This is a genomic window from Rhodanobacter thiooxydans LCS2 (genome assembly GCF_000264375.1).
Lineage (GTDB): Bacteria > Pseudomonadota > Gammaproteobacteria > Xanthomonadales > Rhodanobacteraceae > Rhodanobacter > Rhodanobacter thiooxydans.
In genome coordinates this window covers 1-21,642 of record NZ_AJXW01000079.1, presented here as the reverse complement: position 1 = coordinate 21,642, position 21,642 = coordinate 1, and the positions used below count along the sequence as shown (strand labels likewise).

Below are 21,642 nucleotides of genomic sequence, written 5' to 3'. Positions count from 1 at the left end.
CCGTCCGGAGTGTCGTGAATCCCGTCCCGTCCATCCCGCCAAACCTCGATCCGGCCGACCCGATGCCGCAGCCGCCGAGCGAGCCGGATGCCGCCGATTGCTGCGGCGAGGGTTGTGTGCGCTGCGTCCACGACGTCTACGAAGAAGCGCTCGAGCGCTATGAGGCGGCGCTGGCGGCGTGGCATGCGCGTCATCCCTGAGCACATGCCCACTGCCATCCGCTATCGCCTCGCCGGCCCTGACGATGCGCTGGCGATCGGTCGGCTGGCACGCCGGGTGACGCGGCGCTGGATCCTGCCCGAGCAACCGGCCAGTGCGGCGGCCGAGCTGCTTCACGGCATGAGCGCGCGGGTGATCCGCAGGAAGATCCTCGCCGGTCAGCGCTTCCACCTCGCCTGCCAGCAGGACGGTCGGCTGGCAGGCGTGGCGGCGCTGCGGGACGACTGCCACCTGTTCCAGTTTTTCGTCAGCACTCGTCTGCACGGTCGCGGTATCGCACGCCAGCTGTGGCAGCGCGCGATGCGGGACGCGGTGCGTCGCGCCGGTACGCGGCAGTTCACGCTGAATGCCTCGGCCATGGCAGTGCCGGTGTATCGGCACTTCGGCTTCGTGCGGAGCGGGCCGCCGACGGTCAGCCGCAGCGGGCTGCTGACCCAGCCGATGCGACTGGACCGGCACTGACGGGCACCACGCGCCGGCGCCGCATGGCGGCTTCCAGGAATTTTGGTCATGCCGTTGCCATCATTGGTCGCCTGTAAAACGCGCCGGGGAATCCTTGCCAACACGCAGGAATTTGACGATGCGATTGAAGACATGGATGACCCGCGGCCTGATGCTTGCGGGGTGGGTGGTCTGTTGCCCGGCGCCGGCCGCACCGGTGTTGCCGGACCACCAGGGGTCGATGCCGCCCTGCAGCTGCCGTTCCACGCCCCCACGATCAGCCTCGATGCGTACAGGGGATAGACCGTGCAGGTCTACTTCTACGGCGCGGAAGACAGCAGCCTGCAGACTTCGTTCGTGCTCGAAGATGTCAGCGTCACGCCACAGCAGGACCGGCGGCGGGAGGCGCGCCATCGCCTCCCGCCGCGACGCCTCGCCGCGTGGGCCGCGGATCGCTCACGCCCCGGAAAAGTTGCGCCGAAGATCCTGCTGGCAGCGTGCCACCAGGTTCGGCGCGAAGACCTCTGGCCAGCCCTGGCTGAGATCCGGGTCCTCGGCCAGGCGCTCGTGTTCGGCCAGCAGCTGGGCCATCGCCAGCAGGTCGGCCACCGCCAACGCATTGCCCAGCGGCGAAGCGGTCGGCGTCGGCGGCAGTTGCCGCTCGGCCAGTGCGTCGATCACCCGCCGCGGCAGCTCCCAGTGCTGCGCCACCTGCAGCGAAAGCTGCGCGGCGAGCGCGGCACAGCCGGCGAGGAAGCCGGGTGACGGCGGTTCGACGTCGTCGGCAAGGCCGGTCCGGTCCAGCAGGCGGATCACCGCACCATCGCCGGCATGGCAGACGATGCCCGCCAGGTAGGCTTCAAACGCGTCGCTGTGGTTGTGGCGACCGAGCCACGCGCAGGCATGTGCGCAGCGCTCGGCGTGATGCCACAGGCGCTCGCCGGCGGCATGCCCGAACGCGCCGGCATGGGCCTGCAGGATGGGTTTCATCACGTGCTGGGTGAGTACACGGCGCAGCCCGTCCTGGCCCAGCAGCACCACCGCCTGCTGCAGGCTGGTGATCGGCTGCGCCGCACGGTAGTGCACGCTACCGGTGACCCGCATGATCTCGCCGACCATCAGCGGATCGCGGCCGATCAACCGGGCCAGTTCGCCGCCGCCGGTGTTGTCGTTGCGCAGCGCGCGCAGCAGCTGCGGCAGCACCGTGGGCAGGCGGGGGAGGCTGTGCATGTCGAAGTGGCTGCCGAGCAGCTCCAGCTGCCTGAGCGTGGCAAGCTCGGCCGCGCCGGGTTCGCTGGCGTGGCTGTCGGCCACGCCGAGCACGAAACGATGGAAGCGGTCGCGGATGGCCACCAGCGGCAGCACCGGCCGGGTGGCGGTGGTGCGCGCTGGCGTCGTGACGGCAGGCGGCGCGCGTCCTGCGCGTGGCTTCGGCCGTCGGCTGCGGAAAATGCGCCGCCACATGTTCCCCATCGTCCCTCTCATCCCCGCGCGCCGACTCCCGGGCAACCCGTTACGGGCTATCGGCGCCTCGCGGGGAAAGTTTAGCGAGGATGCGGCGCCGGCCTGGCCTACTTGGTGCTCTTCTTCTTTTCCTGCTTGGCGGCCCGCTTTTCCTTCAGCGTCTTGGCCGGCTTCTTCTTCTCGTCCTTCTTCGTGTCCATGCCCTTGCTCATGCTGCTCTCCCGGTGGGGTTGAATGACGGCGACAGGTGACGCGTGACGCGACGTCAGTCTAGGTCGTTTCGGCACCCGTGGGGCAGCCTGGCGCGGGGCAGCCGCGGCGGTGGCAATCCGCGCGGCAGCCCCCACATCGTGGCCATCCCATTCGGTGAGAGCCTGACATGATCCCGTTTTCCATCCTCGACCTGGCACCGGTTACCGAAGGCAGCGACGCCGGTCAGGCATTCCGCAACACGCTCGACCTGGCCCGGCTGGCCGAACGGCTCGGCTACCACCGCTACTGGCTGGCCGAGCACCACAACATGCCCGGCATCGCCAGCGCGGCGACGGCGGTGCTGATCGGCCACGTGGCCGGCGGCACCTCGACCATCCGCGTCGGTGCCGGCGGCATCATGCTGCCGAACCACGCGCCGCTGCAGGTGGCCGAGGCGTTCGGCACGCTGGCCTCGCTGTACCCCGGGCGCATCGATCTGGGCCTGGGCCGCGCGCCCGGCACTGACCAGCCCACTGCGCGGGCGCTGCGCCGCTACTTCGACAGCGCGGACGCGTTCCCGCAGGACGTGCTGGAACTGCTCGGCTATTTCGAGCCTGCCGCGCCTGGCCAGCCGGTGCGCGCCGTGCCCGGCGCAGGCGTCGAGGTGCCGGTGTGGTTGCTCGGCTCCAGCCTGTTCGGCGCGCAGCTGGCCGCGCGGCTCGGCCTGCCGTACGCGTTCGCCTCGCACTTCGCGCCGGACGCGATGGACGAGGCGCTGGCGCTGTACCGGCGCGACTTCCGCCCCTCGGCCCGGCTGCAGCAGCCGTACGCGATGCTGGGGCTGAACGTGGTCGCCGCCGACAGCGACGCCGAGGCACGGCGGCTGTTCACCACCCAGCAGCAGACTTTCATCAACCTGCGCCGCGGCAAGCCGGGGCTGGTCCCGTCGCCGATCGACGACATCGAGGCGTACTGGACGCCGCCGGAGAAACTGATGGTGGAGCGCGCGCTGGCCTGCGCAGCGATCGGCGACGCCGGCACGGTGAAGGATGGCATCGAGGCGTTCATCGCCCGGCACCGGCCGGACGAGCTGCTGCTCACCGCCAACGTGTTCGATCACGCGGCGCGGCGGCGCTCGTTCGAGATCGCGGCGGCGGTACGCGACCAGCTGGGTGCTCAGCACGGGCCGGTCGCCAATCGGGGATAATGCGACGTTCCCCATGACCGAAACCCACGACGCATGAAAACCCCGAAGGGCCTGCAGGACCTGATCGACGAAGGCGTGATCGACCAGGTGCTCAGGCCACTGAAGAGCGGCAAGGAAGCTTCCGTCTACGTCGTGCGCTCGGGCGAGGACATCCGCTGCGCCAAGGTCTACAAGGATATGGCGCAGCGCAGTTTCCAGGCGCGCGTGCAATACCAGGAAGGGCGCAAGTTGCGCGGCAGTCGGCAGATGCGCGCGATGGGCAAGGCGACCAAGTTCGGCCGCAAGGAGGCCGAGGCGGCGTGGAAGAACGCCGAGGTCGACGCGCTGTACCAGCTCACCGCCGCCGGCGTGCGCGTGCCCAAACCCTACGGCTATTTCAGCGGTGTGCTGGTGATGGAGCTGGTCACCGATGCAGACGGCCATTCGGCGCCGCGGCTGGGCGAAGTGGAACTGTCGGCCGATACCGCCCGCGACTACCACCGTTTCCTGATGCAGCAGGTGGCACGCATGCTGTGCGTGGGGCTGATCCACGGCGACCTGTCCGAATACAACGTGCTGGTCGGGCCGCACGGCCCGGTGATCATCGACCTGCCGCAGGCGGTCAGCGCCGCCGGCAACAACAACGCGCGGATGATGCTGCGGCGTGACGTGGGCAACATCACGATCAGCCTGTCGCGTTTTGCACCGGAACTGCTCGACACCCACTATGGCGAGGAAATGTGGGCGCTGTACGAACTGGGCGAATTGCACCCGGACAGCGAGCTCAGCGGTCGCTTCGAGTTCGACGAAAGCATCGCCGACGTCGACAGCGTGATGCAGTCGATCATCGACGCGCGGGAAGAGGCGCTCATCCGCCAGCAGGGGCGCGAGGCGGCGGCGCGGGGCGATTGATCGCGCGTAAAAGCGTAGGGCGGGCACTGCCCGCCGCTCTCCACCACGTCAGAAGAGCCGGCGGGCAGTGCCCGCCCTACGCGGCCATGGCCAGCGGGGAAAGGTCAGGGTGCGCTGACGTCGACCAGCTCCACGTCGAACACCAGCGAGGCGTTCGGCGGGATGTCGGCGCCGGCGCCGCGGGCGCCGTAGCCGAGCGCGGCGGGGATCAGCAAGATGCGCTTGCCGCCCACGCGCATGCCGGCCACGCCCTGGTCCCAGCCGTCGATCACCCGGCCGGCGCCCAGCGTGAAGTTGAACGGCGCGCCGTGGTCGTACGAGCTGTCGAACTTGGCACCGTGCTTGTCCTTCGCCTGCTCGTTGTACAGCCAGCCGGTGTAGTGCACCAGCACGTCCATGCCGGCCTTCGCTTCGGCGCCGGTGCCGACTTTCTGGTCGATCACGGTGAGCTTGTCGACCTGCCCGCTGGCCTGCGCCGGCGGCGGGGTGCTGCAGGCGGCGAGGGCGAACACGGCGAGCAGGGGCAGCAACCAGCGCATGGGTGACTCCAAAGGATTGAAGAGGTCGGGCGGGATTATGCGGGAAAGCGCGCCGTGGCGGCCGACCGTGCTGCGTCAGCCGACCAGTTCGGCCGCGCCCATGCGCCTGAGCGGTTCGACCGCGACCGCGCCGGTTTCGCTGATCAGCTGCAGTTGGCCGTCCTGCACCAGCGCCTGCAGGCGCATGCCACGCTGCAGCAGCGCGGCCAGTTCGGCGACGGTGGCGGCGGGGATGTCGAGCACGCTGAGGTTGCGGTGGCGGCCGAGCGTATGACCGAGCTTGTTCCACCAGAGCTCCGCGGCGTTGCCGCCGTAGCTGACCACCACGACCTGACGCGCGCGGCCGCAGGCCTTGCGGATGCGCGCCTCGTCGGGCTGGCCGAGCTCGATCCACAGCTCGATCTCGCCGCTGTATGCCTTGCGCCACAGCGCCGGCTCGTCCTCGTCGCTGAGACCCTTGCCGAACTCCAGCCGTTCGTCCGCGTACAGCGCGAACGCGAGCAGGCGCACCATCAGGCGCTCGGCGGTCTCCGACGGGTGCCGCGCCAGGGTCAGCGCGTGGCCGGCGTAGTAGTGCCGGTCCATGTCGCTGACCTGCAGCTCGACCTTGTGGATAGTGGCGTTGAGTGCCATGGGGATCTCTCGGGACAACAGCCGCCCATTCTACGCCCAGGCAGCGGTCCGGGCCGTCGGGAATAACCCCCGGCAGGCATTCCACGCTATCTTGCGTCGCAGCCATCCATTCCGGGGGAGAGTCATCCTGTGAGCGCACAGCCAATGTCCAGCGCGTCGCCGCGCGTCGAATTCACCCTGCGCGGGGTGGTCATCGGCATCGTGATCACCGTGGTGTTCACCGCAGCCAACGTGTTCTTCGGCCTCAAGGCCGGCCTCACCTTCGCCACCTCGATTCCGGCGGCGGTGATCTCGATGGCCATCCTGCGCTCGCTGAAGAACTCCACCATGCAGGAGAACAACATCGTGCAGACGGTGGCCTCGGCCGCCGGCACGCTGTCCTCGATCATTTTCGTGCTGCCGGGCCTGATCATCATCGGCTGGTGGAACGGCTTCCCGTTCTGGATGAGCTTCGGCATCTGCGCCACCGGCGGCATCCTCGGCGTGATGTACACCATCCCGCTGCGCCGCGCGCTGGTCACCGACTCGGACCTGCCGTACCCCGAAGGCGTGGCCTGCGCCGAGGTGCTCAAGGTGGGCTCCAGTTCGGAGGAGGCGGCCGGCTCGGTGGAGTCAGGCGGCGCGGGGCTGAAGGCGGTGGTCGCCGGCGCGGTCGTCTCGGCGGCGTTCTATGTGATCGTGCAGACCAGGCTGTTCGCCGCCGCGGTGTCCAGCTATTTCCGCGTGGGCGACAAGGGCGCCGCCACCGGGTTCGACTTCAGCCTGTCGTTCGCGCTGTTCGCGGTGGGCCACCTGGTCGGGCTGTGGGTGGGCGTGGCGATGCTGGTGGGCGCCTTGATCGGCTGGGGCTGGGCGGTACCGCACTTCCTGCTGCTGCACCCGGTCGACGGCGCCGCCGATGCGGTGGCGCAGGGCGCCTGGAGCCATTACGTGCGCTTCGTCGGCGCCGGCACCATCGGCGTGGCGGCGATCTGGACGCTGGCCAAGCTGGTCAAACCGGTGATCGGTGGGCTGGCCGGCGCGATGGCCGCCTCGCGCGTGCGCAAGGCGGGTCAGCTGGCCACGCTGCCGCGCACCGAGCACGACATGCCGATCGGCATGGTGGGCCTGATCACGCTGCTGTGCCTGATCCCGGTGGGGTGGCTGCTGGGCCACTTCAGCAACATCAGCGGCCTGGGCGAGCACACCACGCTGCTGGTGGTCGGCGGCGTGGTGTTCGTGGTGATCCTGAGCTTCCTGGTCTCCGCCGTGTGCGGCTACATGGCCGGCCTGATCGGTTCGAGCAACAGCCCGCTGTCGGGCGTGGGCATCCTGGTGGTGATCATCGCCGCGCTGCTGCTGGTGATCGGCGTGAAGTCGCTGTACCCCGCCGACATGGGCAAGGCACTGGTGGCCTTCGCGCTGTTCATTACCGCCATCGTGTTCGCGGTGGCCTCGATCGCCAACAACAACCTGCAGGATCTCAAGACCGGCCAGCTGGTGGACGCCACGCCCTCGCTGCAGCAGTGGGCGCTGGTGATCGGCGTGGTCGCCGGCGCGCTGGTGATCCCGCCGGTGCTGGACCTGCTCAACCAGGCCTACGGCTTCCTCGGCGCGCCGGGCGTGGACCCGTCGCGCGCGCTGCCGGCGCCGCAGGCCGGGCTGATCTCGGCGCTGGCGCAGGGCGTGATCACCGGCAACATCGACTGGAGCCTGATCACCATCGGCGGCGCGATCGGCGTGGGCATCATCGTGCTGGACGAGGCGCTGGCGCGCACCGGCAAGTCGATGCGGCTGCCGCCGCTGGCAGTGGGCCTGGGCATCTACCTGCCCACTTCCACCACGCTGATGGTGGTGGTCGGCGCGCTGGTCGGCGCGTGGTTCGACAAGCGTGCCGATCGCGGCCCGAAGGCGGAGGCCACCAAGCAGCTGGGCGTGCTGCTGGCTTCCGGCCTGATCGTGGGCGAGAGCCTGCTCGGCGTGATCGTCGCCGCGCTGGTGGCGTTTTCCGACAAGCTCGGCTTCGCCGACCGCAACGCGCCGCTGGCGCTGGTGGGTGAGAACTTCCACTACGCCGCGATCTGGATCGGCGGCCTGGTGTTCGTTGGCGTGACCTGGGCGATGTACCGCTGGATCGGCCGGATGGGTCGGGCGGTGTAAACGCCGGCGGCCGATGCCCGGGTTTCACGTCCGCGGGCGCAGGATCTCCTTCCGGTTTGGCGTGTCACCAGATCGCACGGCCGCAAGGGGATTCCCATGTTCGACTGGCTGCAATACCGCAAGGAAGCTGGGACGCATCGGCAAAGTCGGCAGGCTCAGCCCGGATACATTGATGGGCTACCGGATCCTGACCGGTGCCGGCGGGAAAACCGGTCATCTCGACGCCAAGACTCGCGAATTGATCGAGCTGGCGGTGGCGGTGACGGTGACCACCCGCTGCGACGGCCGCATCACGGTGCACGTGGCGAGGCGCTGATGCACGGCGCGAGCCGCGAGGAAATCGCCGAGGTGCTCGGCGTTGCGGTAGCGATGAACGCCGGCACCGCGCTGGTGTTCTCCGCCCGCGCGATGGACGCGGTCCACGAGCACAGCGGAAGCTGAACCCGCCAGCCGGCGCCGGCCGGTCGCCACGTACAATGCCGTCATCGTTCGAGGTGGAAGGGATGACGTGACTGCTGCCGGATTTTTTGCGGCCGGGCCGGATGCGGCGCTGGCGGCCCTGTTCGTGCCGTTCGAGTCGGGTGAACTGCAATTGCCGGCGAACAGCCGCGTGCTTTTTCTGCGCGCCCGTGCCGGTGTGCGCCTGCGCGAGATGGCGCAGCCTGGCTGGCTGTGCGAGCAGAGCTTCCTGCCGTTTGCCGACGAACTGGGCCGCAACGGCTTGCGCGTGGGCGAAGCGGCGGCCGATGAAGAATTTCCGCTGGTGCTGTTGCTGCCGCCGCGCCAGCGCGACGAGGCACGCGCCCTGTTCGCCCGCGCGTTGCGGCACCTGGCGCCGGGCGGCACGGTGCTGGCCGCGATGCCGAATGCCGAAGGCGCGAAGTCGGGCGAAGCGGACCTGGCGAGACTGTCCGGCGCCGTGCAGCACCTGTCCAAGCACAAGTGCCGCGTATTCTGGAGCACGCCGCAGCCGGCCGACGTCGACCATGACCTGCTGGCTGCGTGGCTGGCGCTGGACGAGCCGCGCATGATCGTCGACGGCTACCTCAGCCGCCCCGGCCTGTTCGCCTGGGACCGCATCGACCGCGCCTCGGCGCTGCTGGTGGAACACTTGCCGGCGGACCTGCACGGCCGTGTGGCCGATCTCGGCGCCGGCTACGGTTATCTTTCCGCACAGGTCGTCGCGCGTTGCCCGCGGGTCGAGGCGATCGACCTGTACGAAGCGGAAGCGCGCGCGCTGGAACCGGCACGGCTCAACCTGGCGCGGGCACAGCGCGAGTGCGGACGCGATGTAGCGGTGACTGTGCGCTGGCACGACGTGACCCGCGGCTTGGCGCAGCGCTACGACGCCATCGTCAGCAACCCGCCGTTCCACCAGGGGCGCGCCAACCTGCCGGAACTGGGCCGCGCGTTCATCGTCAGCGCGGCCGAGGCGCTGCTGCCGGATGGCCGGCTGTTGCTGGTGGCGAACCGGCACCTGCCATACGAGGCCGTGCTGGCCTCGCGTTTCCATGACGTGCGCACGCTGGTCGTGCGGGAAGGATTCAAGGTGATCGAAGCGGTCGGGGTGCGTGGATGAAACTGGTCAAGCTGATTGCGAACCTGGGTTACGGCAGCCGCAAGGACGTGACCCAGCTGTTCCGCTCCGGCCGCATCACCGATGCCGATGGTGAAGTGCTGTACGCCGATGACGTGGTGTCCTACGAGACCATCCGCGTCGACGACGAGCCGCTCGATCCGCCGCCCGGACTCACCCTGATGATGAACAAGCCGCTCGGCGTCACCTGCTCGCGCAAGGACCCGGGCCGCGTGGTGTATGACCTGTTGCCGCCGCGCTACAACGTGCGCTCGCCGGCCTTGTCCAGCGTGGGCCGGCTAGACCGCGACACCTCCGGCCTGCTGCTGTTCACCGACGACGGCGCGCTGCTGCACCGGATCATTTCGCCGAAGGCGAACGTGACCAAGATCTACGAGGCGACCTTGGCGCAGGATCTGCGCGGCGACGAGGGTGCGCTGTTCGCCAGCGGCACGCTGCTGCTGGAAGGGGAAACCACCCCGCTCGCACCTGCCGTGCTGGAGGTGCTGGGGCCGCGGCATGCCCGGCTCGGCGTCAGCGAAGGCCGCTACCACCAGGTGCGCCGCATGTTTGCCGCCGCCGGCAATCACGTGGAGACGCTGCAGCGGGTGTCGATCGGCGCGCTCGCGCTGGGCGGGTTGGCACCGGGCGAATGGCGCGCGCTCGATGCCGCCGAGGTCGCGTTGATTTTCAGCAATCCATAATCATCATTCACGAATTTCGAGGGGTCGTCGTGATGCGTTACCTGCTTGGTGCGTGTGCTGGTGTGCTGATACTTGTTGTGCAACCTGCAGTCGCGAAGGAGGGCACCGCAAACTGCCCAACACTGAGGTTTGAACGCAGGCAAGTCATCCCGCTGCAGGATTTGGGGCGTTTGGCGGTGGACGTGAAGTCCACCGAAGACGGTGCGGGAACCGTCGTATTCAGGTTTTTCGATGTGGAAGATCGCCCGAGCCGTGGTAACGCACACGCGGTGGGGTTGGTCTATGCCCGGATGGGGGACTTGGGCGAAACGCCGGTGGGCGGCTATCTCTGGTTGACTGATGCCACCGAGGTCGAAGTGGCTGAGTCCACGATTGAGGAAGGGGATGGCAAAACAGCATCCATGACGTTCACGATCCGCGCGAACCCACCAGCTTGTCCGACGGCGTCGTCCACGTTCACGTTGAAACCGGATGGGAGGTTTTACATGGACGGGACCCTGAGCGGTACGGTCAGGTAAGTTGCTCGACTAGAGCATGTGCACCACGGTGGGAATCGTGTTGCCGAACCACTTGCGTCGTTCGTCGCGGCAGCTCGGGCTGCCCATCGCGAACTTGCGGCAGATGGTGGGGCGGTCTTCGTAGATGGTGCAGCGGAAGGTGTTCGGGTCGACCGCGGCGCACCAGCCGTCCTCGCCCTTGGCCAGGGTCGCCATGCCATGTTCGTCGTGGTCGATCAGCCAGGCGGGCACGCGGTCTTCCGGCATCAGCACCACGGTGAGGCGACAGCACACCGCTTCGCAGGTCGTGCATTGCACGGCGGGGTCGGTGCTTTCCGCGTGGAGATCGGGGAGATTGTTCACGCGTCAGCATGACAGCACCGGCATGAACACTTTGTTGTGGCGGCTGTTCAACGCGGCTTGTCATGCCACAACGCCTGCCAGCCATCAGCCCCCAGGCGCTGCAGTGTCTCGATATTGCGGCGGTAGATGCTGTCGGTATCGCACATCCCCTCCATCGCACGCTCGACGCTGGATTCGCGCAGCAAATGCAGCGTGGGATACGGCGAGCGGTTGCTGAGGTTGCCGACGTCGTCCGGCGCGCTGTCGGCGAACTGGTAGTCGGGGTGGAAGCCCGCCACCTGCCATTCGCCTTCCAGTCCCAGCGTCTGCACGGCGGCGTCGGCCACGTCGAGGAAGTCGTTGTAGTCGAGGAAGTCGCCGAGCACGAACGGGTGGATCAGCAGGCCGGTCTCGCATTCGTCCGGCGCCAGCGCATTGAGCGACTGCAGCTCGCCGCAGAGGTCGTCGAGCAGCGTATCGGTGTCGCGTGCCTGGCTCACCCGCAGGCGCAGCTTGCCCTGCACGTGCGGCGCGCGGGCGAACGGGCACAGGTTCAGCCCGATCACCGCACGTTCCAGCCAGCGCGTGGTGGCGGCGAGGTAGGGCGCGTCCCCGGGCAGCGCGTCGGCGTTGAGGTCGTTGGCGGGCGTCGGGTCCATGCGGTTTTCGCGGGGAGAGGCAGTCGACTATAGCGGCTGGCTGGTGCACGGGCTTGTGCCCGCGCTGTCGGGGCCGTGCAGGCTTGCATCCGGTTTCGCGGGGGAGCACCCGGATGCGGGAACCGATTTCACAAACCTGATTTAATGGCGGTCCCCGGCACGGGGAACCCGCCGCGGTCGTGCCCCTGAACAGGATTCGCTCGTGGATGGTTCGACCCCAACGACCGCAGGTACCTCGCACGGCGCGAGCCGCGGGTATGCCGGGGTTGATGCTTGCGTGGTCACGTCCGGTGGCGTGCCGCCACGGGGGAAAGTTTGCGCCGAGGCGGGCGGTGGCAGGTATCCGGCCAAGCGCCCCGCGATCGCGCGGGAGATCCCCCGGAAGCCGGGCCAGGTTTATCTGATGGCGCCGGCGTGCTGGAGGTCCGGCGGTTCGTCGGGACGCCACCGCGCCGCCACCCCGCTCGTGGTGATGCCGGCACCTGCCCAGTGGGCCCGTTCACGGGTCGTGCCTGCCCGGCTGTCACCGCGTACGCGGCAGCCGCCAACCGAACGCTGGCTGTTGCCGCCCACCTGGCCGCTGGATGGTTGGCAGGTGACGGCAGCCGCCGGCTTGCGGCGACTCGTCGTCGCCCGGATCGTGCCGTGGGCACGCGCGCGCATCTCGACGTGGCCGGAATGGGCGGGTGCGCGCCGGCTGGTCGCCGCGAGCGCGATCGCCGGCGTTGCCCTGGTGTTGCTGCGCGTCGGCACGCATCCGGCGACGGGATCAGGATCGGCCGCGGTCGTGGTTGGTGCACCGGCAACGCCGGCACCCGCCCTGCGCGCCGCGCCCTTGCCGGTCAGGCCGGTGCCAATGCTGACGGTTGCCGCGGCAGTCCCGGCAAACGCGGCGGCGGTTCCATCGGCAGTACGCTCCGCGCCGGTCGAGAGCGGCCGCACGCTGTTGTCCGAAGTCAGCACGATGGACCTGATGATGCCGATCGAGGAGCCCGACCTGGACATCACCTCGCGGGACAGCCTGTGGTCGCAGATCGGCCACAGCGCCGGCGTCGATCCACTGCTGCTGTACAGCATCGCCCTGGTGGAGTCGAAGGCGCTGTACCCGGACGGCAAGGTTGCGCCTACGCCGTGGCTGTTCCGCGTCAACGATCGCCTGGTGCGCGGCAAGCGCCATGACGTGCAGCTGGCGATGGCGGCGGCGAGCCAGTTCGGTTCGGCGGTGCAGGACGTCGGCATCATGCAGGTCTACTACCCGATGCATCGCGACGCGGTGCGCGATCCGCTGACCCTGCTGAACCCGCGCACCAACATCACGGTGGCGGCGAAAATCCTGCGCGACGGCATGCGCCAGACCCGCGACCGCGTGCTCGGCGTGGGCTACTACCACAGCCACACGCCGAGCCGCGCGCGGGATTACGGCAGCGCCGTGCTGACCGTCTACCAGCGGCTGCAGGCGATCCATCGCCCGGCGCGCCGCAGACAGGCGGTGGCGCGCTAGCCGCGCTGCGGCCTTGCATCGGGCCGACGGCGCCCGGATATAGGCTGCAGCTTCCGAGGCGATCCGATGCTCGATCTTCGTTTCGACAATGTGTTCGTGCGCGAGCTGCCCGGTGATCCGGAGCAGGGCGCGCGGCTGCGCCAGGTCGACGGCGCGCTGTACTCGCGGGTCGATCCCACGCCGGTCGCCGCGCCGCGCCTGCTGGCGTATTCGGCCGAGATGGCGACGGCGCTGGGGTTCAGCGCGGCGGACCTCGCCGCGCCGGAGTTCGCCCAGGTGTTCGGCGGCAATGTGCTGCTCGACGGCATGCAGCCGTATGCGGCGAACTACGGTGGGCACCAGTTCGGCCACTGGGCCGGGCAGCTCGGCGACGGCCGCGCGATCTCGCTGGGCGAAGTCGTCAACGCCGCCGGCGAGCGCTGGGAACTGCAGCTGAAGGGCGCCGGGCTGACGCCGTATTCGCGCGGCGCGGATGGCCGCGCGGTGCTGCGCTCGTCGGTGCGCGAATTCCTGTGCAGCGAGGCGATGCACCACCTGGGGGTGCCGACCACGCGCGCGCTGAGCCTGGTCGGCACCGGCGAAACGGTGGTGCGCGACATGTTCTACGACGGCCACGCCGCGCCGGAATCCGGCGCGATCGTGTGCCGCGCAGCACCGTCGTTCATCCGCTTCGGCAATTTCGAACTGCCCACCTCGCGCGGCGACATCGCCCTGCTGCGCCAGCTGGTCGAGTTCACCATCCGCCGCGATTTTCCGGAACTGGAAGGCAGCGGCGAGACGCTTTACGCGGCATGGTTCCGGCAGGTGTGCGAGCGCACCGCCACGCTGCTGGCGCACTGGATGCGCGTGGGTTTCGTGCATGGGGTGATAAACACCGACAACATGTCGATCCTCGGCCTCACCATCGACTACGGCCCGTACGGCTGGGTCGACAACTACGACCCGGACTGGACCCCGAACACCACCGACGCGCAGCGCCGCCGCTACCGCTATGGCCAGCAGCCGAACGTGGCATGGTGGAACCTGAGCTGCCTGACCGGTGCGCTGGCGCCGCTGTTCGATGGCGTCGAACTGCTGGAAGCCGGGCTGCAGCATTACGCCGCCACCTATGCCGCCGCCGACCGCGCCAACGTTGCCGCCAAGCTGGGCCTGGCCGAGTGCCGCGAGGAGGACGCGGCGCTGATGCAGTCGCTGCAATCGCTGCTGCAGCAGGCCGAGGTCGACATGACGCTGTGGTTCCGCGCACTGGCCGACGTCGACGTGCAGGCGCCCACGCTGGCGCCGTTCGGCGAGGCGTTCTACGACGAGGCGAAGCGGCGCGCGGCCGAGCCCGCGTTTGCCGACTGGCTGGCCCGCTACGCGGCGCGGCTGGCCGACGATCCGTTGCCGCCGCCGCAGCGCCGCGAGCGCATGCGCCTGGCCAACCCGCGCTACGTGCTGCGCAACTATCTGGCGCAGCAGGCGATCGACCGCGCGGAGCAGGGCGATATGGCCGGCATCCACGAATTGCTCGACGTGCTGCGCCACCCGTACGACGACCAGCCCGGCCGTGAGGCGTACGCGCAAAAGCGCCCGGACTGGGCGCGGCACAAGGCCGGCTGCTCGACGCTGTCATGCAGTTCCTGAGCCTATGGGAACCTTGCAACCCCCAAACGTTCGTCATTCCAGCGAAAGCTGGAATTCAGCCTTGGCTATTCACGGGCCTGGAGACGCTGGATCCCAGCTTTCGCTGGGATGACGAGCTTGAAGCAGGGTTGCTTCGTCGTCGGAAGATGGTGCCCTCGAGACGATTCGAACGTCCGACCTGTCCCTTAGGAGGGGACCGCTCTATCCAACTGAGCTACGAGGGCGCTTGGGTTTGCGGGTTTGCTGTGCCGTAAAACTGTGCCATTGCGTCAATGAATTCACCGCTCCAACACCATGACCAGGGGCGTGACGGGCGTACTGTTCGGTCACCTTGATCGAGCTGTGCCCCGCGAGCCGTTGCACATCGTACAGGCTCACCCCCTGCTGAACTAGCGCGGTGCAGAACGTGTGCCGGGTCCAGTGCAGGGAGCCGCGCAGGCCGCAGGCGTCCCGATCCTCGGCGAACCAATCGCCCAGCGTGTCGGGGTGGCAGCCTGCCAGCCAATCCTCCCCAAGCCTCGCCAGCGCAGATAGCGCATCCCGATTCAGCGGCACAGCCCGCCACTTGCCCGACTTCGTGCGTCCATCAGCGACGCTCTCCACGATAATCTGGCCGTCCCGTATGTCGCTCCTGCGGGCTTTCGCCATCTCCCCCCTGCGTAGACCCGTGTTCACCATGAAGCGCCACAACGGCCCGCGTGTGCAGCCGTAAAGGGCATCTAGCTGGTGTGGCCGGTAATAGTCCGGCGCGCGACTGATCGGCGGGGCCGTGGGCTGCACGCGGTCCAGCGGCGGGTCTGGCTACCATCACCCACAACTCCAATGCCTTCGCGCGCAAGGCAATACTTACAGTGCATGGGACTACGCCGTATTTCGTGCAACCCACCAGCACGCTGTCGTCTTCCGTCACCACCTTTGACGTGAATGTTTATGCAGCAGGGGGCGCCGCAGCTGCAAGCGCATCCCTGACCGTCTCATGGCAACTGAGGTTTTGACATGGCCTACGCCTATGAGAACGGCTACGCCATCGGTTACATGCGCGGCGATGTGCTTTTCACCGCCAAGCGACGCCGCTCATAAGCTTGGCGCGTTCTTAATCGATGCCGTGGGAATAGAGGCTGCTGAACATGCTCAGTCTCGCGGCATCGAACGTGCCCACCAGCGTTGCGTATTGGCCTTGCAGTATGTGCCGGTACATCACAATGTAACTGTAGTCAGGGTTGTGCAGGTCGGCGTAGGTGTTGCCCTGCACGGCGTATAGGACGGGAAACGCAGCGCGCATCACATCGAGGAAATCTGGCACTGACATGCGCTGAAATGCGTTCAGGCACCAGTGATTCATTTCCATGACAAACGTGGGGCGGAAGCGCCGCAGCGTTTCGGGTGCTCCACGGATGACGCTGACCTCAAAACCCTCAACATCCATCTTGACGAAATCGACCGATGATAACCCGGCCGACCGCACCATCTGGTCCATTGTGCGGATCGTGATGGTTTCGATCGTGTGTCCCGCGCTGGCCTGCATCTGGTTGGACACGAACCCACCGGAGCGGTTATCCGGCGAGAAGGTAAGCTCCGATTCGCCTTGTTCGGCCCCAAGTCCAACATTGTGCGTCTTGATGTTACTGGCTACCGCCGTGTTCATCGCCAGATAGTGATACGTGCTGGGCGATGGCTCGAAGGCGTGAACGACATCGCAGACCTGGGCCATTGCGAGCGCCGTACAACCAATGTTCGCGCCAACGTCCAGTGCCACGCCGTGCGCCAGAATCTTCAGCAGCTTTACCGTTTCCGGCTCAAACGACGCACCCATGTTCGCCAGATAGTTGTCGTCCGACGCGAGGGTGTAAGCGTTTCCGCCAATGTCTACCGTTGCTTCCATCGACCTGCCTCCTTGGGATGGGTCAGTTTGCCACATACGGCCATTTGATTCAGGCGCGGTCCGATGGACGGGAGCTACTGTGCCAACTGTGCCATGAGCTATGCAAAAACACGCCATTTTCCGCCGTTCGTGCGCTGCAACAATGGCTATATGGCGCCGTTTCCGCAACGGGCGGCTAATTAGGAGGGGACCGCTCTATCCAACTGAGCTACGAGGGCAGCGGCGGGATTTTCGCATGGATCGCGCGGCTCTGCTGCTCCCCCCTTGCTCGCAGGGGAGGCCGATAGGGAGTTGCCCGAGCTTGCAGGAAGATCAAGAGCGACCCTACCCCGACCATTCCCTGCAAGCAGGGCAGGGAGCAAGGCGGCCGGCCTGCTAGAATGGTCCATTGCAGATTTCACCCACGGCGCCCGCGGGCGCCGCACGTCCAGGAGACGTCCATGTCCCATGCAATCCTCAGCGCGCTCGGCCTCCACGGCGAGCAGTCCGGCAGCTACCTTGGCCAGGGCGAGTGGTCGAAGACCACCGACGCGGGCACGCTGCAGCCGGTGAACCCGGCCACCGGCGAGGTGATCGGCACCGTGCATGCCTCCAGCGCCGCCGACTACGAGGTGATCGTCAAGCGCGCGCAGGAAGCGTTCAAGCTTTGGCGCGCCACGCCGGCGCCGCGCCGCGGCGAGGCGGTGCGGCTGTGCGGCGAGGCGCTGCGCAAGCACAAGGACGCGCTGGGTTCGCTGGTGGCACTGGAGATGGGCAAGATCAAGCCCGAGGGCGACGGCGAAGTGCAGGAGATGATCGACATCGCCGACTTCGCGTTGGGCCAGAGCCGCATGATGTACGGCGCCACCATGCACTCGGAGCGCCCCGGTCACCGCATGTACGACCAGTACCATCCGCTGGGCCTGGTCGGCATCATCAGCGCGTTCAACTTCCCGGTCGCGGTGTGGGCGTGGAACGCCATGCTGGCCACCATCGCCGGCGACATCTGTATCTGGAAGCCGTCACCGAAGACGCCACTTTCCGCCATCGCTGCCATCCGCATCTGCAACGACGCGCTGAAGGCCGGCGGTTTCCCCGACCTGTTCTTCCTGTTCAACGACGCCGGCAGCGATCTCGCGCAGGCCTTCGTGGACGACAAACGCATCGCGCTGATCAGCTTCACCGGCTCGACCAAGGTCGGCCGCATGGTCGGCGAGCGCGTGGCCCGGCGCATGGGCCGCTCGCTGCTGGAGCTGGGCGGCAACAACGCGATCATCCTGGATGAGACGGCCGACCTGAAGCTGGCGATTCCCGGCATCGTGTTCGGCGCGGTCGGCACCGCCGGCCAGCGCTGCACCACCACGCGCCGCCTGTTCGTGCACGAGTCGATCTTCGATGGCGTGCTGGATACCCTGGTCAAGGCCTACCAGCAGGTCGAGGGCAAGATCGGCGACCCCACCCAGGCCACCACGCTGATGGGGCCGCTGAACAGCGCCGAGGCCGTGCAGGGCTACCTTGCCGCGATCGAGAAGGCCAAGGCTGCGGGCGGTGCGGTGCGCACCGGCGGCAAGGCGCTCACCGACCGCAAGGGCAATTTCGTGCTGCCCACCATCATCACCGGGCTGCAGAACGCCGACGAGGTGGTGCAGGCCGAAACGTTCGCGCCGATCCTCTACGTGATGCCGTTCAAGACCATCGATGAGGCGATCGAGATGCAGAATGACGTGCCGCAGGGCCTGTCCTCGTCGATCTTCACCAACAACCTGCGCGCCAGCGAGCAGTTCCTCTCCGCGGCCGGTTCCGATTGCGGCATCGCCAACGTCAACATCGGCACCTCCGGCGCCGAGATCGGTGGCGCGTTCGGCGGCGAGAAGGAGACCGGCGGTGGCCGTGAATCCGGCTCGGACGCCTGGAAGGTCTACATGCGCCGGCAGACCAATACCATCAACTACTCGGACGCGCTGCCGCTGGCGCAGGGCATCAAGTTCGACCTGTGATGGCATGCGCCGCCCGCGGCCGACGACAGTACACGACGGCGCCGATCCATCTCTTGCCTGAGCGAGCGACCCGATGAGCTATCAACCGTCCTACCGTCCGGGCGCCAGCACCAGTTCGCTGGCGGTGGTGAGCCTGGTCTTCGGCATCCTGGCCTGGTGCGTGCTGCCGTTCATCGGCGCGGTCGTGGCGATCATCTGCGGCCACCTGGCGCGCGGCGAGATCCGCCGCAGCCCGCTCGATGCCCGCATCGAGGGCGATGGCATGGCGGTAGCCGGGCTGGTGCTCGGCTATGTCCAGCTGCTGCTGTGCGTGCTGGCGGTGTTCGTGCTGATTGCCGCCTTGATCTTCGGCTTCACCTTCGCGAACTGGCATTGATGCCGCGCATGCCGTTCGCCTGCTCCGGATGTCGCGCCGCCGCCGCTGGCGGCTGCGCCGGGAGCGGTGCGGCGCGCTTCGATCACCCCGCCCGCGCGTTCGCGGGCCAACCGGGCTGACTCATGTACGACATGCTGCGCCCGCTGCTGTTCAGGCTCGACGCCGAGACCGCGCATCGCGCCACCCTGTATGCACTGGGCGTGGCCCAGCGCAGCGGCTTCGCCCACCGGCTGGTCAAGCCACCCGGTGATCTGCCGACGCGGGCCTTCGGCATCACCTTTCCGAACCCGGTCGGGTTGGCTGCCGGCCTGGACAAGAACGCCGAGCACCTGGATGCGCTCGATGCGCTCGGCTTCGGCTTCATCGAGGTGGGCACGGTGACGCCGCGGCCGCAGGCGGGCAACGACCGGCCGCGCCTGTTCCGCCTGCCGCGACACGAGGCGATCATCAACCGCATGGGCTTCAACAATGCCGGCGTCGACGCCCTGGTGCGCAACGTGCGGCAGTCCGGCTATCACGGCGTGCTCGGCATCAACATCGGCAAGAACAAGGACACGCCGAACGAGAAGGCGGTCAGCGACTACCTGCTGTGCCTCACCCGCGTGTACGAGCTGGCCAGCTACGTCACGGTGAACATTTCCTCGCCGAACACCCAGGGCCTGCGCGACCTGCAGCAGGAAGCCACGCTGCGCCGTTTCATCTCGGTGCTGCGCGAGGCACAGGAGCGGCTGGGCTCGCAGCACGGCCGGCGGAAGCCGATGCTGCTGAAGATCGCACCGGACCTTTCCGAGGCGGAACTCGACTCGATCGCCGAGGTGCTGCTGCGCACCGGCATCGACGGCGTGATCTGCACCAACACCACGATCGACCACACGGCGGTGGCCGACGACCCGCGCGGCAGCGAAACCGGCGGGTTGTCCGGCAAGCCGCTGTTCGAGCGCTCCACCGCAGTGCTTTCCGGCATGCACGCGCGGCTGCAGGGGCGCATCCCGCTGATCGGCGTGGGCGGCATCCTGGACGGCAGCGACGCTGCCGAGAAGATGGAACTGGGCGCCTCGCTGGTGCAGCTGTATTCGGGCCTGATCTACCGCGGTCCGCCGCTGGTCGCCGAATGCGTCGACGAGATCCGCCGCCAGCGCGAGAACGCCGATGCCGCCTGAACGAGTGGATATGGGCGGCTACATGCTCATCGAGAACGCTCCGCTGGCGAAGCGCAACACCTTGCGTGTCGATGCGCGGGCGACGCTGCTGGCGGAAGTTCGCGACGCGGCGAAACTGCCCGAACTGCTGGACTTCCCCGCCGTGCGCCACAGCCGCCTGCTGGTGCTGGGCGAGGGCAGCAACATGCTGTTCACCGGCGATTTCGACGGCACCGTGCTGGCGATGGAAACCCGCGGCGTGCAGGTGGAAAGCGATGGTGACTGCGCGCGCATCGCGGTGGCTGCCGGCGAGCGCTGGGACGACTTCGTGCGCTGGACGCTGGGTCAGGGCTACGCCGGCCTGGAAAACCTGATCCTGATCCCCGGCACGGTCGGCGCCGCGCCGATCCAGAACATCGGCGCCTACGGCTGCGAAGTGGCCGAGTTCGTCGAAAGTGTGGAAGCGTGGGACACCCGCGAGCGCCGCGTGGTGACGCTGGACCACGCCACCTGCGCCTTTGCCTACCGCGACTCGCTGTTCAAGCACGAGCCCGGCCACTACGTGGTCACCGCCGTGCGCTTCGTGCTGCCGCGCAGCCGCCCGCTGCGCACCGACTACGCCGGCATCAACGAGGAACTGGCGCGGATGGGCGTGGACAAACCTGCGCCGTTCCATGTCGCCGAGGCGGTGGTGCGGTTGCGCATGCGCAAGCTGCCCGACCCGGCAGTGATCGGCAACGCCGGCAGCTTCTTCAAGAACCCGATCGTCGACGCTGCGCTGGCCGAGGCGCTGCAGCGCGAGCATCCCGGCCTCGCTGCCTGGCCGCAGCCCGACGGCCGCTGCAAGGTGTCCGCCGCGTGGATGATCGAGGCCGCCGGCTTCAAGGGCATGCGCGAAGGCGACGCCGGCATTTCCAGCCGGCATGCACTGGTGCTGGTCAACCACGGCCACGCCACCGGTCCGCAGTTGTGGGCGCTGGCGCAACGGGTGATGCACGGTGTGCGCGACAGGTTCGGCGTGCAGTTGGAGCCGGAGCCGGTGGTGATCGGCACGCGCTGAGTTTTTGTGGGGCGCACTCCGTGCGCGATGCTCCTGCTTCACTCGGAGCCGAGAGCTTCAGAGGCAAGGGCTTTCGTCTGCCTGCGCACACCCCGTCATGCCTGCGAAGGCAGGCATCGCACCTCGCCCTTCCACATCCGTCATGCCTGCGAAGGCAGGTACCGTCCTCCCTCCACCCCGTCATGCCTGCGAAGGCAGGCATCGCACTTCATCCATTATGTCTGCGGCAGAGCCTCCAGGCAGAGCAAGAGCTTTCCTCGGCCTGCGGCAGCCGAGTTGCTTTTCTCTTGCGCGCCCCTGTAGGAGCGCACTCTGTGCGCGACGCTCTCGCTCCCGTGGCATTCAAAATCAAGAGCGGTCGATCGCCTTCGGCGACCGAGTCACTTTCTCTTTGCGTGGCCAAAGAGAAAGTAACCAAAGAGAAAGGCCACCCCGCTTGGCGCTTGCCGGGCTCCTGCCCGGCAAGTCCGTGAGTCGGGGCCGGGCTTTTCGAGCGGGCATCGTGCCCGCTCGAAAAGGCGTTGCCATCCCTGGCAGCGCCCGCTGCGCGGCCTGTCGACCCCGTAGCCCACCCGCGCA

General features: G+C 67.9%; 23 protein-coding genes, 1 tRNA gene and 1 pseudogene. 15 read left to right on the top strand and 10 right to left on the bottom strand.

The window, feature by feature from the left end; genetic code table 11:
* The first annotated feature begins 14 nt into the window (after positions 1 to 14).
* Both UUA_RS18975 and UUA_RS14890 read left to right on the top strand, forming a co-directional pair.
* Positions 15 to 200, top strand: coding sequence for an oxidoreductase-like domain-containing protein (locus UUA_RS18975; RefSeq protein ID WP_008438307.1), 186 nt, complete (start codon positions 15 to 17; stop codon positions 198 to 200).
* Positions 184 to 681, top strand: coding sequence for a GNAT family N-acetyltransferase (locus UUA_RS14890; protein ID WP_008438305.1), 498 nt, complete (start codon positions 184 to 186; stop codon positions 679 to 681). The genes UUA_RS18975 and UUA_RS14890 overlap by 17 nt, the downstream gene beginning before the upstream one ends.
* A 60-nt stretch (positions 682 to 741) precedes the next feature.
* On the opposite strand, the gene UUA_RS19435 is transcribed toward UUA_RS14890, so the two are convergent.
* Both UUA_RS19435 and UUA_RS14880 read right to left on the bottom strand, forming a co-directional pair.
* Positions 742 to 1,074: a hypothetical protein gene (locus tag UUA_RS19435; protein WP_008438303.1), complete on the bottom strand. Its 333-nt coding sequence runs from the start codon at positions 1,072 to 1,074 to the stop codon at positions 742 to 744.
* A 42-nt stretch (positions 1,075 to 1,116) separates the two neighbouring features.
* Entirely contained in the window at positions 1,117 to 2,124 is a 1,008-nt protein-coding gene (locus UUA_RS14880) for an HDOD domain-containing protein (RefSeq protein WP_235605873.1), read from the bottom strand.
* 379 nt (positions 2,125 to 2,503) lie between these two features.
* Here UUA_RS14880 and UUA_RS14875 point away from each other — a divergent pair, with 379 nt between their 5' ends.
* Both UUA_RS14875 and UUA_RS14870 read left to right on the top strand, forming a co-directional pair.
* Positions 2,504 to 3,523, top strand: a complete 1,020-nt coding sequence (locus UUA_RS14875; protein ID WP_008438288.1) for an LLM class flavin-dependent oxidoreductase — start codon at positions 2,504 to 2,506, stop codon at positions 3,521 to 3,523.
* A 33-nt stretch (positions 3,524 to 3,556) separates the two neighbouring features.
* Positions 3,557 to 4,414 (top strand): PA4780 family RIO1-like protein kinase, encoded by an 858-nt coding sequence (locus UUA_RS14870; RefSeq protein ID WP_008438286.1) that lies wholly within the window; start codon positions 3,557 to 3,559, stop codon positions 4,412 to 4,414.
* Between the two features lie 104 nt (positions 4,415 to 4,518).
* On the opposite strand, the gene UUA_RS14865 is transcribed toward UUA_RS14870, so the two are convergent.
* Together UUA_RS14865 and UUA_RS14860 are read right to left on the bottom strand one after the other, a co-directional pair.
* Entirely contained in the window at positions 4,519 to 4,953 is a 435-nt protein-coding gene (locus UUA_RS14865) for an FKBP-type peptidyl-prolyl cis-trans isomerase (RefSeq protein ID WP_008438285.1), read from the bottom strand.
* A 75-nt stretch (positions 4,954 to 5,028) separates the two neighbouring features.
* Positions 5,029 to 5,586, bottom strand: coding sequence for a YaeQ family protein (locus tag UUA_RS14860; protein ID WP_008438283.1), 558 nt, complete (start codon positions 5,584 to 5,586; stop codon positions 5,029 to 5,031).
* A 144-nt stretch (positions 5,587 to 5,730) separates the two neighbouring features.
* On the opposite strand from UUA_RS14860, the gene UUA_RS14855 reads away from it, so the two are divergent.
* The 5 genes and pseudogenes from UUA_RS14855 (at position 5,731) to UUA_RS14835 (ending at position 10,523) form a co-directional block, all read left to right on the top strand.
* Positions 5,731 to 7,725: an OPT family oligopeptide transporter gene (locus UUA_RS14855; RefSeq protein WP_008438281.1), complete on the top strand. Its 1,995-nt coding sequence runs from the start codon at positions 5,731 to 5,733 to the stop codon at positions 7,723 to 7,725.
* Between the two features lie 96 nt (positions 7,726 to 7,821).
* Positions 7,822 to 8,166 (top strand): annotated as a pseudogene (locus UUA_RS14850) (carboxymuconolactone decarboxylase family protein).
* A gap of 67 nt (positions 8,167 to 8,233) precedes the next feature.
* Entirely contained in the window at positions 8,234 to 9,304 is a 1,071-nt protein-coding gene (locus tag UUA_RS14845; RefSeq protein WP_008438277.1) for a class I SAM-dependent methyltransferase, read from the top strand.
* Positions 9,301 to 10,005 (top strand): pseudouridine synthase, encoded by a 705-nt coding sequence (locus UUA_RS14840; protein ID WP_008438275.1) that lies wholly within the window; start codon positions 9,301 to 9,303, stop codon positions 10,003 to 10,005. The genes UUA_RS14845 and UUA_RS14840 overlap by 4 nt, the downstream gene beginning before the upstream one ends.
* A 32-nt stretch (positions 10,006 to 10,037) precedes the next feature.
* Positions 10,038 to 10,523, top strand: coding sequence for a hypothetical protein (locus UUA_RS14835; protein ID WP_039954175.1), 486 nt, complete (start codon positions 10,038 to 10,040; stop codon positions 10,521 to 10,523).
* Positions 10,524 to 10,532: 9 nt separating this feature from the next.
* On the opposite strand, the gene UUA_RS14830 is transcribed toward UUA_RS14835, so the two are convergent.
* From UUA_RS14830 to UUA_RS20085, 3 genes are all read right to left on the bottom strand, one after another.
* On the bottom strand, positions 10,533 to 10,865 hold the full coding sequence (locus UUA_RS14830) for a YkgJ family cysteine cluster protein (protein WP_039954174.1): 333 nt from the start codon (positions 10,863 to 10,865) through the stop codon (positions 10,533 to 10,535).
* A 47-nt stretch (positions 10,866 to 10,912) separates the two neighbouring features.
* The gene (locus UUA_RS14825) at positions 10,913 to 11,503 is read right to left on the bottom strand and encodes a DUF1415 domain-containing protein (RefSeq protein WP_008438270.1); all 591 of its coding nucleotides are present in this window, start codon (positions 11,501 to 11,503) and stop codon (positions 10,913 to 10,915) included.
* A gap of 396 nt (positions 11,504 to 11,899) precedes the next feature.
* Positions 11,900 to 12,466, bottom strand: coding sequence for a hypothetical protein (locus tag UUA_RS20085; RefSeq protein WP_008438263.1), 567 nt, complete (start codon positions 12,464 to 12,466; stop codon positions 11,900 to 11,902).
* A gap of 1 nt (position 12,467) precedes the next feature.
* Here UUA_RS20085 and UUA_RS14820 point away from each other — a divergent pair, with 1 nt between their 5' ends.
* Positions 12,468 to 13,004, top strand: a complete 537-nt coding sequence (locus UUA_RS14820) for a transglycosylase SLT domain-containing protein (protein ID WP_008438261.1) — start codon at positions 12,468 to 12,470, stop codon at positions 13,002 to 13,004.
* Positions 13,005 to 13,070: 66 nt separating this feature from the next.
* The gene (locus tag UUA_RS14815; protein ID WP_008438260.1) at positions 13,071 to 14,630 is read left to right on the top strand and encodes a protein adenylyltransferase SelO; all 1,560 of its coding nucleotides are present in this window, start codon (positions 13,071 to 13,073) and stop codon (positions 14,628 to 14,630) included.
* A gap of 147 nt (positions 14,631 to 14,777) precedes the next feature.
* Here UUA_RS14815 and UUA_RS14810 read toward each other — a convergent pair.
* From UUA_RS14810 to UUA_RS14805, 3 genes are all read right to left on the bottom strand, one after another.
* A tRNA-Arg gene (locus UUA_RS14810) sits at positions 14,778 to 14,854 on the bottom strand.
* Positions 14,832 to 15,308: a tyrosine-type recombinase/integrase gene (locus UUA_RS18970; RefSeq protein ID WP_081491584.1), complete on the bottom strand. Its 477-nt coding sequence runs from the start codon at positions 15,306 to 15,308 to the stop codon at positions 14,832 to 14,834. The genes UUA_RS14810 and UUA_RS18970 overlap by 23 nt, the downstream gene beginning before the upstream one ends.
* Before the next feature lie 415 nt (positions 15,309 to 15,723).
* On the bottom strand, positions 15,724 to 16,512 hold the full coding sequence (locus UUA_RS14805; protein ID WP_008438257.1) for an FkbM family methyltransferase: 789 nt from the start codon (positions 16,510 to 16,512) through the stop codon (positions 15,724 to 15,726).
* A gap of 440 nt (positions 16,513 to 16,952) precedes the next feature.
* Here UUA_RS14805 and amaB point away from each other — a divergent pair, with 440 nt between their 5' ends.
* The 4 genes from amaB to murB all read left to right on the top strand — a co-directional run bounded on the left by amaB (position 16,953) and on the right by murB (position 21,063).
* Positions 16,953 to 18,488, top strand: a complete 1,536-nt coding sequence (amaB, locus tag UUA_RS14800) for an L-piperidine-6-carboxylate dehydrogenase (protein WP_008438256.1) — start codon at positions 16,953 to 16,955, stop codon at positions 18,486 to 18,488.
* A gap of 73 nt (positions 18,489 to 18,561) precedes the next feature.
* Entirely contained in the window at positions 18,562 to 18,864 is a 303-nt protein-coding gene (locus UUA_RS14795; RefSeq protein WP_008438254.1) for a DUF4190 domain-containing protein, read from the top strand.
* A gap of 122 nt (positions 18,865 to 18,986) precedes the next feature.
* Positions 18,987 to 20,024, top strand: coding sequence for a quinone-dependent dihydroorotate dehydrogenase (locus UUA_RS14790; protein ID WP_008438252.1), 1,038 nt, complete (start codon positions 18,987 to 18,989; stop codon positions 20,022 to 20,024).
* Positions 20,025 to 20,034: 10 nt separating this feature from the next.
* Positions 20,035 to 21,063, top strand: coding sequence for a UDP-N-acetylmuramate dehydrogenase (gene murB, locus UUA_RS14785; protein WP_008438251.1), 1,029 nt, complete (start codon positions 20,035 to 20,037; stop codon positions 21,061 to 21,063).
* The last annotated feature ends 579 nt before the right edge of the window (positions 21,064 to 21,642 follow it).

Bases quoted from the DNA above. Each gene is read 5' to 3' on its own strand.
- UUA_RS14890 (WP_008438305.1), top strand. From the start codon at position 184: ATGCGCGTCATCCCTGAGCACATGCCCACTGCCATCCGCTATCGCCTC.
- UUA_RS19435 (WP_008438303.1), bottom strand. From the start codon at position 1,074: ATGGCGCGCCTCCCGCCGCCGGTCCTGCTGTGGCGTGACGCTGACATC.
- UUA_RS14880 (WP_235605873.1), bottom strand. From the start codon at position 2,124: ATGTGGCGGCGCATTTTCCGCAGCCGACGGCCGAAGCCACGCGCAGGA.
- UUA_RS14875 (WP_008438288.1), top strand. From the start codon at position 2,504: ATGATCCCGTTTTCCATCCTCGACCTGGCACCGGTTACCGAAGGCAGC.
- UUA_RS14870 (WP_008438286.1), top strand. From the start codon at position 3,557: ATGAAAACCCCGAAGGGCCTGCAGGACCTGATCGACGAAGGCGTGATC.
- UUA_RS14865 (WP_008438285.1), bottom strand. From the start codon at position 4,953: ATGCGCTGGTTGCTGCCCCTGCTCGCCGTGTTCGCCCTCGCCGCCTGC.
- UUA_RS14860 (WP_008438283.1), bottom strand. From the start codon at position 5,586: ATGGCACTCAACGCCACTATCCACAAGGTCGAGCTGCAGGTCAGCGAC.
- UUA_RS14855 (WP_008438281.1), top strand. From the start codon at position 5,731: ATGTCCAGCGCGTCGCCGCGCGTCGAATTCACCCTGCGCGGGGTGGTC.
- UUA_RS14840 (WP_008438275.1), top strand. From the start codon at position 9,301: ATGAAACTGGTCAAGCTGATTGCGAACCTGGGTTACGGCAGCCGCAAG.
- UUA_RS14835 (WP_039954175.1), top strand. From the start codon at position 10,038: ATGCGTTACCTGCTTGGTGCGTGTGCTGGTGTGCTGATACTTGTTGTG.
- UUA_RS14825 (WP_008438270.1), bottom strand. From the start codon at position 11,503: ATGGACCCGACGCCCGCCAACGACCTCAACGCCGACGCGCTGCCCGGG.
- UUA_RS14820 (WP_008438261.1), top strand. From the start codon at position 12,468: ATGGACCTGATGATGCCGATCGAGGAGCCCGACCTGGACATCACCTCG.
- UUA_RS14815 (WP_008438260.1), top strand. From the start codon at position 13,071: ATGCTCGATCTTCGTTTCGACAATGTGTTCGTGCGCGAGCTGCCCGGT.
- UUA_RS18970 (WP_081491584.1), bottom strand. From the start codon at position 15,308: ATGGTGAACACGGGTCTACGCAGGGGGGAGATGGCGAAAGCCCGCAGG.
- UUA_RS14805 (WP_008438257.1), bottom strand. From the start codon at position 16,512: ATGGAAGCAACGGTAGACATTGGCGGAAACGCTTACACCCTCGCGTCG.
- amaB (WP_008438256.1), top strand. From the start codon at position 16,953: ATGTCCCATGCAATCCTCAGCGCGCTCGGCCTCCACGGCGAGCAGTCC.
- UUA_RS14795 (WP_008438254.1), top strand. From the start codon at position 18,562: ATGAGCTATCAACCGTCCTACCGTCCGGGCGCCAGCACCAGTTCGCTG.
- UUA_RS14790 (WP_008438252.1), top strand. From the start codon at position 18,987: ATGTACGACATGCTGCGCCCGCTGCTGTTCAGGCTCGACGCCGAGACC.
- murB (WP_008438251.1), top strand. From the start codon at position 20,035: ATGGGCGGCTACATGCTCATCGAGAACGCTCCGCTGGCGAAGCGCAAC.